At 41.1% G+C, this 18,986-nt stretch carries 17 protein-coding genes; 15 read left to right on the top strand and 2 right to left on the bottom strand.

The window, feature by feature from the left end; genetic code table 11:
• From mscK to lpxM, 5 genes are read left to right on the top strand one after another with little or no spacing between them, the layout of a single operon-like run.
• Entirely contained in the window at window positions 1–3,339 is a 3,339-nt protein-coding gene (mscK, locus tag IHV77_RS03670) for a mechanosensitive channel MscK (protein WP_194812789.1), read from the top strand.
• A gap of 20 nt (window positions 3,340–3,359) precedes the next feature.
• Entirely contained in the window at window positions 3,360–4,433 is a 1,074-nt protein-coding gene (gene aroC, locus IHV77_RS03665) for a chorismate synthase (protein ID WP_194812788.1), read from the top strand.
• A 43-nt stretch (window positions 4,434–4,476) separates the two neighbouring features.
• Window positions 4,477–5,337 carry a penicillin-insensitive murein endopeptidase gene (gene mepA, locus IHV77_RS03660; protein ID WP_194812787.1) on the top strand — a complete coding sequence of 287 codons (861 nt, stop codon included), beginning with the start codon at window positions 4,477–4,479 and terminating at the stop codon, window positions 5,335–5,337.
• A 24-nt stretch (window positions 5,338–5,361) separates the two neighbouring features.
• Complete coding sequence (locus tag IHV77_RS03655; protein ID WP_194812786.1) at window positions 5,362–6,129, top strand: TSUP family transporter; 768 nt, start codon at window positions 5,362–5,364, stop codon at window positions 6,127–6,129.
• A 29-nt stretch (window positions 6,130–6,158) separates the two neighbouring features.
• Window positions 6,159–7,115, top strand: a complete 957-nt coding sequence (lpxM, locus tag IHV77_RS03650; RefSeq protein WP_194812785.1) for a lauroyl-Kdo(2)-lipid IV(A) myristoyltransferase — start codon at window positions 6,159–6,161, stop codon at window positions 7,113–7,115.
• 86 nt (window positions 7,116–7,201) lie between these two features.
• Here lpxM and IHV77_RS03645 read toward each other — a convergent pair whose 3' ends face one another.
• The gene (locus IHV77_RS03645; RefSeq protein ID WP_408635291.1) at window positions 7,202–7,645 is read right to left on the bottom strand and encodes a LexA family protein; all 444 of its coding nucleotides are present in this window, start codon (window positions 7,643–7,645) and stop codon (window positions 7,202–7,204) included.
• A gap of 269 nt (window positions 7,646–7,914) precedes the next feature.
• On the opposite strand from IHV77_RS03645, the gene sstT reads away from it, so the two are divergent.
• From sstT to IHV77_RS03620, 5 genes are all read left to right on the top strand, one after another.
• Window positions 7,915–9,159 (top strand): serine/threonine transporter SstT, encoded by a 1,245-nt coding sequence (sstT, locus tag IHV77_RS03640; protein ID WP_194813211.1) that lies wholly within the window; start codon window positions 7,915–7,917, stop codon window positions 9,157–9,159.
• Between the two features lie 127 nt (window positions 9,160–9,286).
• Window positions 9,287–10,201, top strand: coding sequence for an SPFH domain-containing protein (locus IHV77_RS03635; RefSeq protein WP_194812783.1), 915 nt, complete (start codon window positions 9,287–9,289; stop codon window positions 10,199–10,201).
• Window positions 10,202–10,449: 248 nt separating this feature from the next.
• Window positions 10,450–10,905, top strand: a complete 456-nt coding sequence (locus IHV77_RS03630) for an NfeD family protein (protein WP_194812782.1) — start codon at window positions 10,450–10,452, stop codon at window positions 10,903–10,905.
• A gap of 1 nt (window position 10,906) precedes the next feature.
• A complete protein-coding gene (locus IHV77_RS03625) occupies window positions 10,907–11,518 on the top strand; it encodes an NAD(P)H-dependent oxidoreductase (RefSeq protein WP_194812781.1) in 612 nt (203 codons plus the stop codon).
• Window positions 11,515–12,072 (top strand): TorD/DmsD family molecular chaperone, encoded by a 558-nt coding sequence (locus IHV77_RS03620; protein WP_194812780.1) that lies wholly within the window; start codon window positions 11,515–11,517, stop codon window positions 12,070–12,072. The genes IHV77_RS03625 and IHV77_RS03620 overlap by 4 nt, the downstream gene beginning before the upstream one ends.
• A gap of 39 nt (window positions 12,073–12,111) precedes the next feature.
• Here IHV77_RS03620 and IHV77_RS03615 read toward each other — a convergent pair whose 3' ends face one another.
• Window positions 12,112–12,879, bottom strand: coding sequence for a TOBE domain-containing protein (locus tag IHV77_RS03615; RefSeq protein WP_194812779.1), 768 nt, complete (start codon window positions 12,877–12,879; stop codon window positions 12,112–12,114).
• Window positions 12,880–12,991: 112 nt separating this feature from the next.
• On the opposite strand from IHV77_RS03615, the gene modA reads away from it, so the two are divergent.
• The 5 genes from modA (at window position 12,992) to IHV77_RS03590 (ending at window position 18,956) form a co-directional block, all read left to right on the top strand.
• Window positions 12,992–13,768 (top strand): molybdate ABC transporter substrate-binding protein, encoded by a 777-nt coding sequence (modA, locus tag IHV77_RS03610; RefSeq protein WP_194812778.1) that lies wholly within the window; start codon window positions 12,992–12,994, stop codon window positions 13,766–13,768.
• 82 nt (window positions 13,769–13,850) lie between these two features.
• Window positions 13,851–14,579 (top strand): molybdate ABC transporter permease subunit, encoded by a 729-nt coding sequence (gene modB / locus IHV77_RS03605; RefSeq protein WP_194812777.1) that lies wholly within the window; start codon window positions 13,851–13,853, stop codon window positions 14,577–14,579.
• Window positions 14,566–15,621 carry a molybdenum ABC transporter ATP-binding protein ModC gene (gene modC / locus IHV77_RS03600; protein ID WP_194812776.1) on the top strand — a complete coding sequence of 352 codons (1,056 nt, stop codon included), beginning with the start codon at window positions 14,566–14,568 and terminating at the stop codon, window positions 15,619–15,621. Before modB ends, modC begins: the two co-directional genes overlap by 14 nt.
• 105 nt (window positions 15,622–15,726) lie before the next feature.
• A complete protein-coding gene (locus tag IHV77_RS03595) occupies window positions 15,727–17,055 on the top strand; it encodes an L-cystine transporter (protein ID WP_194812775.1) in 1,329 nt (442 codons plus the stop codon).
• 482 nt (window positions 17,056–17,537) lie between these two features.
• Complete coding sequence (locus tag IHV77_RS03590; RefSeq protein ID WP_194812774.1) at window positions 17,538–18,956, top strand: sucrose-specific PTS transporter subunit IIBC; 1,419 nt, start codon at window positions 17,538–17,540, stop codon at window positions 18,954–18,956.
• The last annotated feature ends 30 nt before the right edge of the window (window positions 18,957–18,986 follow it).

Raw genomic sequence — 18,986 nt, 5'->3', positions numbered from 1 at the left:
ATGAAATTATCCCGTTTTTTAACCGCACTTTCCGCAAGCCTTATTATGGGCTTCGCGTTATCTTATCCGGCTGTGGCGGAGCAGGCGAAATTTTTACCGACCGAGCAAAGCTTGAAGACTGATTTGGCGGCTGCGCAGGAAATGGCTGATGGAGAGTTGAAAAAAGCGAAAATAGAACAGTTGCAAGCTTCGCTTAATTTGTTGCAACGCATTCAAACCCAGCAAAAAAATAATGACGAACTAGATGATGCCCTGAACAGCGCGGATGCGGAGATCCAAAAAAATAACGCGGAGTTACAGGGGCTGAAGAAATCATTGGAGCAGGTAAAATCTGATGATTATAAGGAGAGCTCATTAGATAATTTACAAGAGACCCTTGATAAACTAAATGCTCAGCAGCAGGAAACGCAAATTGAATTGACAGCGGCTAATACTTTGGTTGCCGGACAGAGTTCCGTCTCAGAACGTGCACAAACCGCATTGGCGGATAATTTAAAACGTAGCCAAGAATTGAATCAACAACTTTCCGATAGCTCGTTAAGTAGCGAATTGCAACAACAATATCAGTTGGAGTTGCAGCTTATTGATCTTAAAAATAAGGCCAATCAAACGTTATTGAAAAACAGTGATCAGCTTTCTTTGCTTTACCAAAGTCGCTATGACTTGTTGAATATGAAACAGCAGCTTCAGCAACAACAAATAGCGGCAATTCAAGAAGTAATTAACCAAAAAAATCTAGAACAAAGCCAAAATAAGGTTGAACAGGCACAGCAACGCCAGCAAAGTGCGGTTAAAAATGACTACATTCAAAAAACCTTGGATTTTAATGCTCAGTTAAGTCAGTTGTTGCTACAGCAAACGGAAAAAACAAACACATTAACGCAAGATGAGCTCAGAATGCGTAATGTATTGGATAACTTAACTCAAACGCAACGTACCCTTGATGAACAAATTAGTGCTTTACAAGGAACGTTGGTGCTTTCACGCATTATTCAACAACAAAAACAAAAATTACCGACAAACTTAAATATTCAAGGGCTATCAAAGGAAATTGCCGATTTACGGGTGCAAATTTTTGATATTACCCAACGCCGTAATGAGCTATACGATCTTGACGCCTATATTCAAAAAATTGAAACGGACGAAAATCAAACCTTTACAGTGGCAGAAAAGACACAGTTAATAAGTTTGTTTACGGAACGCCGTAAAATGGGGTCTGATCTTATTAAATCATTAAATAATCAGTTAAATTTGGCGATTTCTTTAGAACTCACCCAACAGCAAATTACGCAGATTAGTGATCAAATTCAGTCAAAGTTGGAACAACAAAGTTTTTGGGTGAAAAGTAATAATCCGATAAATTTGGATTGGTTGAAAATGTTACCAATGTCATTAAATGAACAATTTAATGGTATCGTGAAACATCTAGGATTGCCGACTAATTATGACAATTTGCCGTCATTACTCACTTATGCCTTTATCCTACTACTGGTCGGCGGGGCGATTTTAAAATTCAAACCAAGAATTAAACAACGTTTGGCAATGATCAACGGTGAAATAAATACATTGCGAGCGGATACCCAATGGCACACACCGATGGCATTGATATTAACCGGTTTATTAAATTTATCCGGCACGCTTTGGTTTTTAGCGGTTTGTCAATTAATCGGCTTTTTCTTCTTCCGTAATCCGCAGGAATTTTGGGATTGGTCGTTCCGAATGGCGGGATACTGGTGGTTCTTTAACGTGTGGTTTGCGATTTATCGTCCAAACGGCATTTTTGTGCAACATTTTGGCTTTGCTCAAGCGGATGCGGAAAGATTTCGTGGCGTAGTAAAACGTATCATTATTGCGGTTGTGCTGTTATTAAATACTTCGGTATTTAGCCACGTGATGGATAATGGTTTGGCAAATGATGTATTGGGTGAACTGATTACCATTGCCTCGCTTGTTTTCTGTCTTGTGATTATTGCACCGCGTTTTAATCGTGCATTGCGTGCTTATGAAGAACATCAATCACAGCGTAATAATATCATCGTAAAAGTGATTCAGATTCTACTGCAACTCACACCAATCGGGTTTATCATCTTAGTAGTGTTGGGATATTACTACACTGTGTTGAATCTTATCCAACATATTATCAATTCTTATATTGCTTGGTGTATTTGGTTTATTCTACGTAACGTCATTTATCGTGGTATTACGGTATCCTCACGCCGTTTGGCTCATCGCCGTTTAATGGAAAAACGTCGTCAAAAAGCGGAAGAATTTAACGATGGTTCGCCTTCGGACGATGTGGTTGTAATGAATGATCAAGAGGAAGGATTAGCGTTAAATGAAGTGAGAAATCAATTGTTACGTTTTGCCGATCTCTTTATCTGGACGGCATTATTCGCCATTTTCTACTTTGTTTGGTCGGATCTCGTCACGGTTGCCAGCTATTTACGGGATATTACGTTATGGCAACAGATTTCTGTTGTAGATGGTGCGAATGTAACGGAAAGTATCACGCTCTTTAATTTATTGGTCGCTTTGGTTATCGTGGTGATCACATATGTATTGGTACGGAATATTTCAGGTATTTTAGAAGTGATGCTTTTCTCACGTCTGAAATTATCACAAGGAACGCCTTACACTATCACGACATTATTAACCTATATTATCGTTGCCGTTGGTGGGGCATGGGCGTTCGCAACGTTGGGAATGTCTTGGTCGAAATTACAATGGTTATTTGCCGCACTTTCTGTTGGTCTTGGTTTCGGTATGCAAGAAATCTTCGCAAACTTTGTTTCCGGTATTATCTTGCTTTTTGAACGTCCGATTCGTGTGGGAGATACGGTAACAATTAACGGCGTAAGCGGTACGGTTGCGAAGATTCGGATTCGTGCGATTACATTAATTGATTTTGATCGTAAAGAGGTGATTGTACCGAATAAATCCTTTGTTACGGGACAGGTGATCAACTGGGCGCTTTCAAATACAATGACACGTTTAGTGGTGAGTGTAGGTGTCGCTTATGGCTCCGATTTAGAATTGGTGAAAAAATTATTGCTTCAGGCAGCTAATGAGCAGCCGGCGGTTTTAAAAGAGCCTGAGCCGAGAGCATTTTTCCTCACCTTTGGTGCAAGCACATTGGATCACGAATTGCGTGTTTATGTCGGACAGCTTTCTGAGCGCACAAATACCATTGATGCACTCAATCGCCGAATTAACGAACTCTTTGCTGAAAATAATATTGATATTGCATTTAATCAACTTGATGTTTTTATTAAAAATAATGATACGGGTGAAGAAATATCTTTCGTAGAGGCGAATAGCACAAAATTAGCCGTAAAATAAGAGAAAACAAGAGGTAAAGTATGGCTGGCAACACAATTGGACAATTTTTCCGCGTAACAACCTTTGGTGAATCGCACGGCATTGCACTGGGTTGTATTGTAGATGGCGTTCCACCGAATATGGCATTGTCCGAAGCGGATATCCAACCTGATTTAGACCGTCGTAAACCGGGGATATCCCGTTACACGACGCCACGCCGTGAAGCGGATGAAGTGCAAATTTTGTCCGGCGTTTTTGAAGGTAAAACCACCGGTACCAGCATTGGTATGATCATTAAAAACAGCGATCAACGTTCTCAAGATTATGGCGAAATTAAAGATCGCTTCCGACCGGGACACGCTGATTTTACCTATCAACAGAAATACGGGATTCGCGATTATCGTGGCGGCGGGCGTTCTTCTGCGCGTGAAACCGCAATGCGTGTAGCGGCAGGTGCTATCGCCAAAAAATATTTGCGGGAACAATTCGGCATAGAAGTACGTGGTTTTTTAAGTCAAATCGGTGAAGTAAAAATTGCACCGCAAATCGTCGGAAAGATTGATTGGGAAAAAGTAAACGGCAATCCGTTTTTCTGTCCTGATGAAAGTGCGGTCGAAAAATTTGATGAATTAATTCGCGAGTTGAAAAAGGAAGGCGATTCGATTGGTGCGAAACTTACGGTGATTGCCGAAAACGTCCCCGTAGGGCTAGGCGAGCCTGTATTCGATCGTTTGGATGCGGATCTTGCGCACGCATTGATGGGTATTAATGCCGTGAAAGGGGTAGAAATCGGCGATGGTTTTGACGTAGTGAAACAGCGGGGAAGCCAACACCGTGATGAAATGACCCCGACGGGTTTTGAAAGCAATCACGCCGGTGGCATTCTGGGCGGTATTAGTTCAGGTCAACCGATTATTGCAACAATCGCTTTGAAACCGACTTCCAGTATCACCATTCCGGGCCGTTCTATCAATTTAACGGGTGAACCGGTAGAGGTTGTTACGAAAGGCCGTCACGATCCTTGCGTAGGGATTCGCGCCGTACCTATTGCAGAAGCCATGGTGGCGATTGTGTTATTGGATCACCTATTACGCTTTAAAGCTCAGTGCAAATAATATATCGTGTAACTGTGGTATAACCGATAAAATGAGTTCCAAAATGGAAAAATTTTTACTAAAAACTGCGGTCATTTTTACCGCACTTTTTTCTTTAAATTTACAAGCCTTACCAAAAGATTGGCAACAAATTAAACGTCCTATTCCAAGTGGTGACGGTAAAGCTAACCCCATCGGTAGTTATTCAAACGGCTGTATTATCGGCGCACAAGCTTTACCTGCAAAGGGAGAAGGTTATCAAGTGATTCGTATGAACCGCAATCGTTATTACGGACATCCGGATATGATTCAATATCTTAAACGTTTAGGGGAAAGAGCCAAAGCCGCAGGTTTACCGACAATGCTTGTGGGCGATATCGCGATGCCGGGGGGCGGGCGTTTTTTAACGGGGCACGCAAGTCATCAAATGGGCTTGGATGCGGATATTTGGTTGCGTATGGGGGCGATGTCGGATAAGGATGCCCTTAATTCTGATGGAAAAGGATTACTGGTTGTTAATCGCCAAGCACAACGGGTTGATGAACGGGTATGGAATAACCACCACGCAACGCTTATTAAGTTGGCGGCAGCAGATCCGAATGTTACCCGTATTTTTGTAAATCCGGCGATTAAGTTAAAACTTTGTCAAACAGCCAGCAATGATCGAGGGTGGTTACATAAAATCCGTCCTTGGTTTGGTCATGATTCGCACTTTCACGTACGTTTAAAATGTCCTGCTGATGCCGCATATTGCGAAGATCAAGCTCCGATTCCTGCCGGGGACGGTTGCGGTAATGAACTTTACTCATGGTTTGAACCGAAAAAACCAAGTACCGAGACAAGCAAACCTAAAGTTATTCCGCCTGAACCCTTTTTATGTCAACAAGTGCTAAATTCACCGAATCGACACGAATGGTTAGAATAAAGGCTAAGAGATCGAGAAAATAATATGGAACTAGGCATTGATGTTTTAGCGATACTTTTCGTTGTGGCGTTTGTTGCCGCATTTATTGATGCGATTGCAGGTGGGGGTGGGTTAATTACCATTCCTGCCTTGCTGATGACAGGTATCCCCCCGGCTGCCGCTTTAGGCACAAATAAATTACAAGCAATGGGCGGCGCATTTTCAGCCAGTATGTACTTTCTACGTAAAAGAGCGGTCAACTTGCGGGAATTTTGGTTTATTCTCATCTGTGTTTTTCTTGGTTCTGCCACAGGCACGATTTTAATTCAGTTAATGGAAGTATCGGTTTTCAAAAAATTGCTACCATGGTTGATTCTCGCTATCGGACTGTATTTTTTATTTACCCCAAGATTGGGGGAAAGTGATCGTAAACAGCGTTTAAATTATGTTGTATTCGGCTTAATAGTTAGCCCTTTTTTAGGTTTTTATGATGGTTTTTTTGGACCGGGAACCGGCTCCATTATGAGTTTGACTTGTGTAGTGCTATTGGGATTTAATTTGGCGAAAGCAACCGCACATGCCAAAGTGATGAACTTTACCTCAAACCTTGCTTCTTTTTTATTTTTCTTAGCCGGCGGACAAATCTTATGGACAGTTGGGATTGTGATGCTGCTGGGCAGCATTCTAGGGGCAAATTGGGGTGCAAAAATGGTGATGACAAGAGGCAAGGCGCTTATTCGCCCGATGGTTGTCATTATGTCGTTCATTATGACCGCAAAAATGGCGTATGATCAAGGTTGGTTTAATTTTTAAAGTGCGGTCGATTTCGCAATAATTTTATTATGATGGATTCTCAAAAAAATATACGCTTAACGGCTCGAGTTGGTTATGAACCTCATTTTTCGTGGTCGTATTTAAAACCTCAATATTGGGGAATATGGGTTGGCATTCTCTTTTTATTGTTGTTGGCGATGATTCCTTTTCGACTGCGCGATAAGATTGGCGGAAAGCTGGGTAAATGGATTGGACGTAAAGCGTTAAAGCAACGTAAGCGGGCACAAACCAATTTGCAATTATGTTTTCCGAATTGGACGGAACAACAACGTGAACAAGTGATTGATAAAATGTTTGCCGTTGTCGGGCAGGTGATGTTCGGTATCGGCGAGATTGCCGTTCGTTCCAAAAAGCATTTACAAAAACGCAGCGAGTTTATTGGCATTGAGTATATTCAAAAAGCGAAAGCGGAAGGATATAACATTATTTTGATGGTACCGCACGGCTGGGCGATTGATGCCTCCGGTATTATTTTACACACTCATGGTATGCCGATGACCTCAATGTATAATCCTCATCGGAATCCTTTGGTCGATTGGCTTTGGACGATTACTCGCCAGCGTTTTGGAGGAAAGATGCACGCACGCCAAAACGGCATTAAGCCCTTTTTAAATTATGTGCGTAAAGGCGAGATGGGTTATTACTTGCCCGATGAAGATTTTGGTGCAGAGCAGAGCGTATTTGTTGATTTCTTCGCGACTTATAAAGCAACCTTACCGGGATTAAACAAAATGGCGAAACTTGCTAAAGCGGTCGTTATCCCGATGTTCCCGCGTTACAATGCCGAAAGTGGAAAATATGAAATGGAAATTCACCCCGCTATGGAACTTAGTGATGATCCCGAACAATCCGCCCGTGCGATGAATGAAGAAATCGAGTCTTTTGTCACGCCGACACCGGAGCAATATGTTTGGATCTTACAATTATTGCGAACCCGTAAAGAAGGCGAAGATCTTTATGATTAAGGTTCTGCATAATTTAAAGTGCTGTCATTAAATTGGGTATTATGTATCAGCCGCATAAAGAGAATTTTATGACCGCACTTTTTACATTAAGCGGCAAATTTCAGAGTATTACGTTTCGGCTGAATTTGATGGATCGTATTTGTTACCGTGCCGACAATTGGTAAATCTGCCCAATTTTTAGTTTTAATATTTTTCATTTGAGAATCAAGTGCCATAAACATAAACTCATTGTTATGTGCGATAAACTCATAAACGTGAAATTCATTTTCAACTTCAAGCACCACAAGATCCCCTTCCGAAAGCATTTCGTTTTTTTCAACGACTAACATATCGCCCCGTTCAATCCCCCATGCAAGCATATTCGGATTCGTTACGCGAATAAAACAGGTTTGTTGTGGACGTTTAATGCAGTAGAGATTTAGATCCAACTTTTTACTGAATGTGGATCCTTTTTCAATATCGTTGAAAAATGGCATCGGATGATAAGAAAACGTTATGTCATTTTGAGCGGAGGTATTTGCGTAATTCATCATCTGGTTTTCCTTTGGTTAAAAAATAATTGGTTATTTATACAGGTGATAATATACTGGTGTTCTATACAGTCTGTCAACATAGGATAGAAAAAATTTTTTTATTTGGTAAAATTTTAGAAAAAATCTAGTAAACGTCGTAAAACTCTTAACCGCTTAAAAAAAGAGAAGAAAATGTTTTCTTTTAAATAAAATTTAAGCTATCTTTGCCTAGCTTGGGGGGATCAGCAATGATCCGAAGTTTAATCTTACTTTTATTTAATATTATTATGAATATTTCACGTTTATTACATTTTCTTTTTCAAGGCAATTTGGTAAAGCGAATTGCTATTGGTCTTATCCTTGGAATCCTCGTTGCGTGGGCAAATAAATACCTACAACAATCTTTAGGCTTTGATCTTGCCGCAACGGTGGGTGTGCTTGGTCAAATTTTTGTAAAAGCCTTACGTGCAGTTGCGCCTATCTTAATTTTCTTCCTTGTTATGGCGGCGTTGGCAAATAAAAAAGTCGGCTCAAAAAACAATATGAAAGAAATAGTCGTGCTTTATCTGTTAGGTACGTTTTTAGCGGCGGTTGCGGCTGTTGTGGCAAGTATGCTTTTTCCTTCCGAAGTGGCACTATCGGTGAAAGAAGATGCAAGTTCTGCACCTCAATCCGTGAGCCAAGTTTTATTAACATTGGTGCTTAATGTGGTGGATAATCCGTTAAATGCCATTTTTAAAGCGAACTTTATCGGCGTGTTGGCGTGGTCTATCGGTTTGGGGATTGCGTTGCGTTATGCTTCCGAATCCACTAAACAGGTCGTGGCGGATTTTGCTGAAGCGATTTCAAAAATTGTGCATGTGATTATTTCATTTGCTCCTTTGGGGGTATTCGGTTTAGTTGCCGAAACCTTATCTGATAAAGGGCTTGAAGCGTTAGGTGGTTATGTACATTTGTTGTCGGTGTTGATCGGCACAATGTTATTCACCGCATTTGTTTTAAATCCTATTTTGGTTTATTGGAAAATTCGTAAAAATCCATATCCGTTGGTATGGACTTGTGTACGCGAAAGTGGCGTTACTGCATTCTTCACACGCAGTTCAGCGGCAAATATTCCGGTCAATATCGGTTTGGCAAAACGTTTGAATCTTGATGAAGAAACCTATTCCGTGGCAATTCCGCTTGGCGCAAATATTAATATGGCGGGGGCTGCAATCACGATTACCATATTGACGTTAGCGGCCGTTCATACCTTAGGTATTGAAGTCTCTTTTGTGAGTGCCGTGTTATTGAGTATCGTTGCCGCGCTTTGTGCCTGTGGCGCATCGGGCGTTGCCGGTGGCTCATTATTATTGATTCCGTTGGCTTGTAGTTTATTCGGCGTGTCTGATGATGTCGCCGCACAGATGATTGGAGTAGGCTTTATTATCGGGATCTTACAAGATTCCACCGAAACCGCACTGAATTCATCGACTGACGTGTTATTTACCGCCGCAGTATGTATGGAAGAAGAACGTAAAAACAAGGCATAATTCAGTTTTAAAAAGGTGGACGAAAGTTCGCCTTTTTATTTTTTGAGAGGGAACATTCTTATATACAAAGTGCGGTCTAATTTGTTAGACTTTTTGTTGCTTACTTAACTCAAAAGAGGGAATAAAAATGGATGGATTAACCATTGCTACATTAGTTTTTCTTGTGCTTGTTGCGGTGATTTTATTTTCAACGGTTAAAACCGTGCCGCAAGGTTATAACTGGACGATCGAACGCTTCGGGCGTTATACCCGCACTTTAATGCCGGGATTGAATTTGGTTGTGCCGTTTGTAGATCGTGTCGGGCGTAAAATCAATATGATGGAACAAGTGTTGGATATTCCCTCACAAGAAGTGATCTCTAAAGATAATGCTAACGTATCCATTGATGCGGTATGTTTCGTACAAGTGATTGACGCCCGCCGTGCCGCCTATGAAGTTAATCACCTTGAGCAAGCTATCATCAATTTGACGATGACAAATATTCGTACCGTGCTTGGTTCGATGGAATTGGACGAAATGCTTTCACAACGCGATTCGATTAATGGTCGCTTGCTTGCGATTGTAGATGAGGCAACCAACCCTTGGGGGATTAAAGTAACCCGAATTGAAATTCGTGATGTGCGTCCACCTCGTGAATTAATTGATTCAATGAACGCACAAATGAAAGCAGAACGTAATAAACGTGCGGAAGTGTTGGAAGCAGAAGGGGTTCGTCAAGCCGAAATTTTGCGTGCCGAAGGGGAAAAACAAGCACGTATTTTGAAAGCGGAAGGGGAGCGTCAAGAAGCCTTTTTACAAGCGGAAGCACGTGAGCGTGCGGCCGAAGCGGAGGCGAAAGCAACGCAAATGGTATCTGAAGCCATTGCAACCGGTGATATGAAAGCAATCAATTACTTCATTGCACAAAAATATACGGAAGCCCTCAAAGAAATTGGCGGTGCGCAAAATAGTAAAGTCGTACTTATGCCGTTAGAGGCTGGGAATTTGATCGGTTCTGTGGCTGGAATTGCGGAATTATTGAAAGGCGATAAAAAAGCCTAATCGTTATTTTGTTTTTAAGTGCGGTTGAAATTTATATGATTATGCAGCAGTTACATAAAGAGAATTTTATATCCAATATTTATTAGGGTAGGGTGTGTTGAGCTTTGCTTAACGCACCATTTCATCTATTGGTGCGTTACGGCTTTGCCTAACAGCACCCTACAGTGACTTGTGAAAGTGCTGCATAATATCGTAAATTTATTGGATTTTATGACCGCACTTTTCTATATAAGGATAAGGGAGACTATATGGCTGAATGGTTGACTACTTGGACATTATGGCACTGGCTGGTGTTGGGATTTGTCTTGCTTATTGCTGAAATAATCGTACCGGGCGTATTTTTGCTATGGTGGGGACTTGCAGCATTAGTTACCGCACTACTTCAATTTATTTTCCCGACTTTCCCGTTTGCAGGGCTTGTCATTTTTTATGCCGTCTTAGCCGGTGTGCTATCGGTGGTTTGGTGGAAGTATCAGCATACTAAAGATCATAGGGATCAATCCTATAGCACATTAAATCAGCGTGATCATGCTATGCTTGATAAACAAGGCACTGTGCAAGAAATTGCAGCAAATGGTATCGGGCGTGGTGCTTTTGGTGACACGACTTGGCGTATTCAAGGAGAGCATCTTGCAGTGAATGATCTTGTCAAAGTTGTTCGGGTGGACGGTATAACGCTTATTGTGAAAAAGGTAACAAAATAAAATGAATCATCTTATTATTTTTGCCCACCCTAATTCTAAAGGAAGTTTTGGGCGAGCTATTGCGGATCGTGTAGCAAAAACCGGTCAAGAACTTGGCGTAAATACATGGTTTCGTGATCTTTACAATCTGGATTTTAATCCGATTATTTCCTTTGAAGAACTGCAGGCCGCAAACCAAGGCATTATTCCCGAAGAAATAAAATATGAGCATAAACTTATTAGCCAAGCGGATTTGATTACTTTGGTTTATCCGCTTTGGTGGATGGGGTTTCCTGCGATTTTAAAGGGGTATTTGGATCGCGTGTTAAGCCATGGATTTGCTTATAAAACGGAAAATGGAGAATCCGTAGGCTTGCTTCAAGGCAAACAAATGCAACAATTTATCACCATTGGTAGCAATGTGGATAAATACAAAGAATTTGGTGTAGATAAGTCGCTGGATCATTGCTTAATAAACGGCTTATTTAACTATTGCGGCATTTTAAACGTGGAATATGAATTATTCGGCGATATTCATTTGATTGATGATGCGGCACGCCTTGCGATGATTGAGACGGCTGAACAAAAAACACAGGAAAAATTGACCGCACTTTTAAAAGGAAATCGTCAATGAGCACTGAAAACCAACTGAATCATTTTTCCTTAATCAGCCGTTTATTCGGTAATTTATTTTATCGTGCACCGACAGATCCGATTCTTGCCGGAGCATTTGATTGGCTTCAACAAAAAGGCTTAAACCAAGTTTGGGTACTGGAAGCCGATAAAGAAAGCGAAGCGGCGTTAGATAATCTTCAACTAAAAATTGATTTATCCTTACTCGATCAAGAATATCAAAAACTCTTTGGCCCCGAGGGCAAAGTGGCTACATCAATTTCTGCTTATGTGATTGATGTTGCAGATTTCATCGCTTTTCGTCACGAATGTGGTATGCCTGAAATAGACAATGCGGATCACTTTTCATTACTTTTACTCACCGCTTCTTGGCTCGAAGACAATGTAGATTCCGTTTCCGCTCAAAAAACTTTGTTTGAAGCGTTTTTGTTGCCTTGCGCGGCAAAATTTTTAACTCAAGTGGAAACTTACGCTACCTTGCCGTTTTATCGTTCTTTGGCATACTTAACGCGTGAGATCTTGGCTGCAATGGCGGATGAATTGGAGGAAAACTAATAGAAGGGCTTGTTTTAAACAAGCCTATTTTTTGTTCAATTATCCTAATGTTGCCAAGATAATCTGTTCCTGATTAATATGAACCCAAACTTGTTGTGCGATTTGGTAGTTATTCGTCTGGTTTATCGTGGCGCAAAATTCAATTTCAGTATTATCGAATTGTAAAATCGCTTCTTCCTCATCAAGTGATTTTATCGTAACCGGAAATTGGTTTGCCTGATTTTCTAAGGGCTGTTCGATGATTTTTACCCAAGGTGCTTTAAACATCAACATCACTTCTTTTTCTGTCATCAGCTTTAAGCGTGCGGCACTTTTTGTGGTAATCGAAACTTGCATTGGTTTCGGTAAATGAGCGATTTCCACATCCACCACGCAACGAGAATCAATAATACGTTGACGTACCACTTTGCCGAAGAATTGATTGCGTGCACTACTTTGCAGAGAAAAGCGGGCGGTTGCCGTGAGTAAGCTGTCAAGCGGTACGGTTTCATCTTGCAAAACCCGGAAAGCATTGTCTTGTGTTTTCTCCAATAAGTCATAAAGTTGAAGTAAACGTTCTGCATAAGTGGTTAATGCTGTGCCTCCACCGTTTTTCCCACCGGTATTGCGTTCCAGTAACGGGCTGGGGCTGATTTTATTCATTGCCTCAAGGTGATCCCAGGCACTTTTATAGCTGACTTTGGCATTTTTAGCCGCTTGATTGATTGAGCCGCATTGCTGAATTTCTTTAAGCAAACGGATGCGTTTGGGATCAATAAAGATCGCTTGTTGAAGTTTAATTGTTAATAAAATTTCAGTGTTTTTCATATCCACCTCTAAATGCTGATATGACATTCTACTCGAAAATACAAATTTTTGTATGAGTATCCTTTATTTCGCTATATAATAAAGTAAATAATGATTGATGTGGAGACAATTTATGAAAAAAACAACCGCTATTTCAACCGCACTTTCCTCTTTATTTATCATCGCAGGATTAGGATTTTCCACAAACACTTTCGCTAAAGTGACGGTATTTGCCGCGGCCTCTATGACTGATGCATTGCAACAAGTTGCCGCAGATTATGCAAAACAAAATCCTAAAAATGATGTAGTGTTTTCTTTTGCTTCTTCTTCAACGTTGGCAAAACAGGTGGAAGAGGGCGCACCGGCCGATATTTTTGTTTCGGCAAGTAATAAATGGATGAAATATCTTTCTGAAAAAAACTTAACGCAGAAAGAAACCGAAAAAGTATTGGCAGGCAATGCGTTGGTATTAATTGCACCGGTAAAAAGTGCGGTCGATTTTGTTGAGGTTTCTAAGGGGGAATGGATTGAAGCGTTAAAAGACAGTTATTTATCCGTAGGTGATCCGGCACACGTACCGGCAGGACAATATGCGGAAGAATCATTAACCAAATTAAATCTGTGGGATAAGGTGAAAAATCGTTTAGCTCGAGCAAAAGATGTGCGAGGCGCTCTAGCATTGGTTGAGCGTGCGGAGGCACCTTATGGCATCGTGTATAGCACTGATGCAAAAGTGAGTAAAAATGTGAAAATCGTAGGGGTATTTCCGACAGGTAGCCATAAATCGGTAGAATATCCGGTCGCGATTTTAAAAGATCATGATAATGCGGATTCACGTGATTTCTTGAAATATCTTGAATCGGATGAGGCGAAAAAAGTGCTTGTGAGCTATGGTTTCTCTGTGAAATAATTGGGGTAATTTTATGAGGAGGGCTGGAAACAGCCCTTTTTCGTATTATTGGATAATTTATTCCTCTCATTAAGGATTTCATTTGTTCACTCAACTTCTTTCTTTTTTCAATCTAAGCCCATTAGAAATTGATGCCATTCGCTTGAGTTTAAGTGTGGCGTTCAGCGCAATGCTTTGGAGTTTACCTTTTGCGATTTTGATTGCGTGGTTATTGGCACGCAAAAATTTTTACGGTAAATCATTTATCACAGGCATTATTCATTTGCCTTTGGTGCTTCCGCCGGTGGTAATCGGTTATTTATTATTGGTTGCGATGGGGCGAAATGGCGTTATCGGTAAATATTTGTATCAATGGTTCGGCGTGTCTTTCGGATTTAGCTGGAAAGGGGCGGTTCTGGCTTCTGCGGTTGTAGCCTTTCCTTTAGTTGTTCGGGCAATTCGCCTTTCTTTGGAAAGTATCGATATTAAGTTGGAACAAGCCGCTCAAACCTTAGGCGCATCGGCTTGGCGCGTATTCTTCACCATTACTTTACCCCTTTCATTGCCGGGCGTGTTAGCAGGCTTAGTGCTTGGTTTTGCCCGCTCCTTAGGGGAATTTGGTGCAACCATCACCTTTGTTTCTAATATTGCCGGTGAAACACAGACGATTCCCCTTGCGATGTATTCTTTTATTCAAACACCGGGGGCAGAAGGGCAAACGATGCGATTATGTCTCTTTGCGATCATTCTTTCATTGATTTCTTTACTTGCTTCCGAATGGCTTGGCAAACGAATGCAGAAAAAACTGGGACAGACTAATGTTGCAAATTAATGTGAAAAAACAGTTAGCGCAATTTGCTTTACGAACGAATTTGCAAATTCCGACTCAAGGCGTTACGGCGATTTTCGGTTTATCGGGTTCAGGCAAAACCTCATTAATTAATTTAGTAAGCGGTTTAATGCTACCGGATGAAGGATTTATTCGTTTGAATGACCGCACTTTGGTCGACGTTGATAACCAAGAAAATATTCCCATTCATCAGCGAAGAATCGGCTATGTATTTCAAGATGCGCGCCTGTTTCCTCATTATACGGTGAGGGGGAATATACGTTATGGTGCGAGGAATATTGCAAAATCGGATTTTGATTATATTGTGGAATTACTGGGTATTCAGCACTTGTTGAAACGTTATCCGCTTACGCTATCGGGCGGGGAAAAGCAACGTGTTGCTATTGGGCGGGCTTTGCTTACCGATCCGGATATTTTGCTTATGGATGAACCGCTTTCCGCATTAGATATGCCGCGTAAACGGGAATTAATGGAGTATCTCGAACATCTTTCTAAAGAAATTAATATTCCTATTTTATATGTTACTCACAGTTTAGATGAACTTCTTAGCTTGGCTGATCATATCGTGTTAATGGAAGATGGTGCGGTTAAAGCCTATGATACGGTGGAAAAAATTTGGAATAGCGCTATTTTTACGCCGTGGAAAGGAGAAAATGAACAGAGTAGTGTGCTGGCGTTACCCGTTTATTTACATAATCCGCCTTATAAAATGACCGCACTTTCTTTGGGTAATCAAACGCTATGGATTAATCAAGTTCAGGGGGAAGTGGGGAGACGAGTACGTGTGTGCATTTATAGTTCGGACGTATCCATTGCCTTACAAAAGCCGGAACAAACCAGTATTCGCAATATTTTATGCGGACAAATCGTGCAAATTGAGGTACGTGATAAACAGGTGGATGTCGCCGTATTGGTGGAAGGGCATAAAATTTGGGCGAGTATCAGTAAATGGGCGCAAAATGAACTGCGTTTTGCTGTGGGAAGGGATGTTTATGTACAAATTAAAGCCGTGTCGGTAGTTTAAGTTTATATACTCCTAGATTATAAGCTATAACAAAAAATAATTAGATTTTTGATTCGGAAGCCTATCTAATATCACTATCTGATTGTTTTATGAAGGGAAATAAATATGCTATTTCTTGTACTTGCCATTTTTGCACTTATTCTGGCGTTGCTTGGTTATCTTTATAAAAAGACACAAAAATTAGGTCAAACGGTATTTATCGGCTTAGTGTTTGGCTTGGGTGCTGGCGTATTGTTACAAAATATTGGCAACAAGGAGACCATAAAAACCGCATTAGATTGGATTAATCTCGTAGGTGGTGGTTATGTCCGTTTATTACAAATGATTGTGATGCCTCTGGTTTTTGTCTCCATTTTATCGGCGATTACTCGTTTAAATGAGGCGCGTTCTTTAGGAAAAATTAGCTTTAGCGTGCTTTCGGTATTGCTTGTTACCACCGCAATTGCAGCATTTATCGGCGTTATTATGGTGCAAGTATTCGGCTTAACGGCTGAGGGGGTAGTCGCTGGAGAACGTGAGTTGGCGGCACAATCAAGAGTATTAGGTCGTGCGGATCAGATCAACGGATTAAGTGTACCTGCAATGTTGCTTTCTTTCATTCCGAAAAATCCTTTTGCCGAATTGACGGGAGCGAATCCTACTTCGATTATTAGTGTTGTTATTTTCTCTGCGTTCTTAGGTGTGGCGACATTGAGTTTACGCAAAGAAAATCAAGAATTGGGTGATCGTATTGCACAAGGCGTGGAAACCTTAAATAAATTAGTCGCACGTTTGGTTCGTTTTGTTATTCGTTTAACACCTTATGGCGTATTCGCATTAATGATTAAAGTCGGCGCAACATCCAAATGGGCTGATATTTTGAATTTAGGTAGCTTTATTATTGCTTCCTATATCGCGATTTTCCTTATGTTTGTTGTACATGGCGTGTTGCTTTTTTTATCCGGTATCAACCCGATTCAATACTTCAAAAAAGTTATGCCGACCTTGGCATTTGCATTCAGTTCCCGTTCAAGTGCGGCCACTATTCCGCTTAATATCGAGACACAAACGAATAAACTCGGTAATAATTCGGCGATTGCAAATTTCTCCGCAACATTCGGTGCGACAATCGGGCAAAATGGTTGCGCAGGGATTTACCCGGCAATGTTAGCCGTCATGGTTGCGCCAACCGTGGGAATTGATCCTTTCAGCGTAAGTTATATTGCCACGCTTGTTTTAGTGGTGGCGATTTCTTCCTTTGGTATTGCCGGTGTGGGTGGTGGTGCGACATTTGCCGCAATTGTTGTGCTTTCGACTTTAGGTTTGCCTTTGGAATTGGTGGGCTTATTGATTTCTATCGAACCCCTAATAGATATGGGACGTACCGCATTAAATGTAAACGGTGCAATGACAGCCGGTACATTGAGCAGCAAGTGGTTAAAATTGAAAGAGTGAGAACCGGTTTTACAGTATTACGAGCGCAGCACAAAACATTGTAAGGTGAGTTACGGCTTCGCCTAACGACATCCTACCCTAAGAAATCTGGGAGATAAAATTCTCTTTGTGCAACTGATACATAACACTGCAGTTTTATTCTATAAAGATGATTAATCTTTAAACATAAATAGAAATTTTCGGCGTAATAGACAAATTTTCTAAGAAATCTGCCCTTAACGATTGAATGAATATCAACGGAAAGGGCAGATTTTTTTATAATTAAAATAGAGTCAGACGGTTGGGCGCGAAGTTATCAATTTTTGGACAAATGTCATTTCTCTAATGAGCCGTAATAAATAAAACGGTTTTTGCGGGTTTGGGGACTTATGAAGTTTATTCGTTATTTTTTACTCCAACTTTGTGATAGGAACTGGTTATTATTCATCAATTTAGTTACAATCCACCGGTTTTATTTTTTAACTCATTTTTAGGAGAATATTATGAACTTTCCCAAAATCGCTGAGCAAGTGATAGAAAAACTGGGCGGCAAAAGTAATATTGCCACCGCAGCACATTGCGCAACACGTTTACGCATCGTTTTGAATGATGAAAGTAAAGTTGATAAAGAAGGTATTGATAATATTGACGGCGTGAAAGGGCAATTTTCCGTTGCAGGTCAATATCAAATTATTTTTGGTTCAGGCACTGTGAATAAAGTTCATGAGGAACTGACTAAACAACTCGGCATTGGTGATGTAAGTAAAGCGGAAGTTGCCGAAGCGGCAGCCGGTAACCAAGGGTTATTACAACGTTTGGTGAAAGGACTCGCGGATATTTTCGTTCCTATCATTCCGGCGATTGTGGCGGGCGGTTTATTGATGGGTATCCATTCCATGTTAACTTCCATCGGCTTCTTCTGGGAAGGTCATTCTGTGGTGACGAAATACCCTGAAGTTTCTGATTTAGTGGACTTCATTAATACGATTGCGAATGCACCGTTTGTGTTTTTGCCGGTATTACTTGGTTTTTCCGCTACCCGTAAATTTGGCGGTAACCCGTTCTTAGGTGCGGCATTAGGGATGCTTTTGGTTCACCCTGCATTGGCAGATGGTTGGAACTATGCGAAAACGCTAATGGAAGGCAACATCAAATATTGGAATATCTTTGGTTTTGAAATCGAGAAAGTCGGCTATCAAGGCACTGTGATCCCAACAATTATCTCTGCTTGGGTGCTTGCGACATTGGAAAAAACATTCCGTAAATTCGTGCCGTCTTATTTGGATAACCTGGTTACGCCGTTATTTTCATTGTTTATTGCCGGTTGCTTGGCGTTTACCGTGATTGGTCCGTTCGGTCGTGAAGCAGGTTCTTTAATTTCAACAGGCTTAACTTGGTTATATGACAGTCTTGGTTTTGTCGGTGGTGCGATTTTCGGTACTTTCTATGCGCCAATCGTAATTACCGGTATGCACCAAACCTTTATTGCGGTAGAAACACAATTATTAGCGGATGTGGCGCACACCGGCGGTACTTTTATTTTCCCTATCGCCGCAATGTCTAATATTGCGCAAGGGGCAGCCTGTTTAGGTGTGGCGCTTGCATTGAAAGATCCGAAAGTTCGCGGTTTAGCCGTACCTTCCGGTATTTCCGCACTATTAGGTATTACAGAACCTGCAATGTTTGGTGTGAATTTACGTTATCGTCAGGCTTTCTTTGCGGCGATGATCGGTGCCGGTTTGGCAAGTGCTTTTATCGCTTTATTTAATGTAAAAGCGATTGCATTGGGCGCAGCAGGTTTCCTTGGTGTACCGTCAATCAAACCGGATAGTTTGGCAATGTATAGCGTGGGAATGGCAATTTCTTTCATCATTGCATTTAGTTTATCTTTTGTGATGGTAAAACGTGCGAATGCAAAATAATTTTTAGTTAAAACAAAAAGTGCGGTGGTT

The sequence above is a fragment of the Rodentibacter haemolyticus genome, assembly GCF_015356115.1.
GTDB lineage: Bacteria > Pseudomonadota > Gammaproteobacteria > Enterobacterales > Pasteurellaceae > Rodentibacter > Rodentibacter haemolyticus.
Note: the sequence above shows the minus strand (reverse complement) of the source record. Positions and strands in the feature narration are given on the sequence as shown.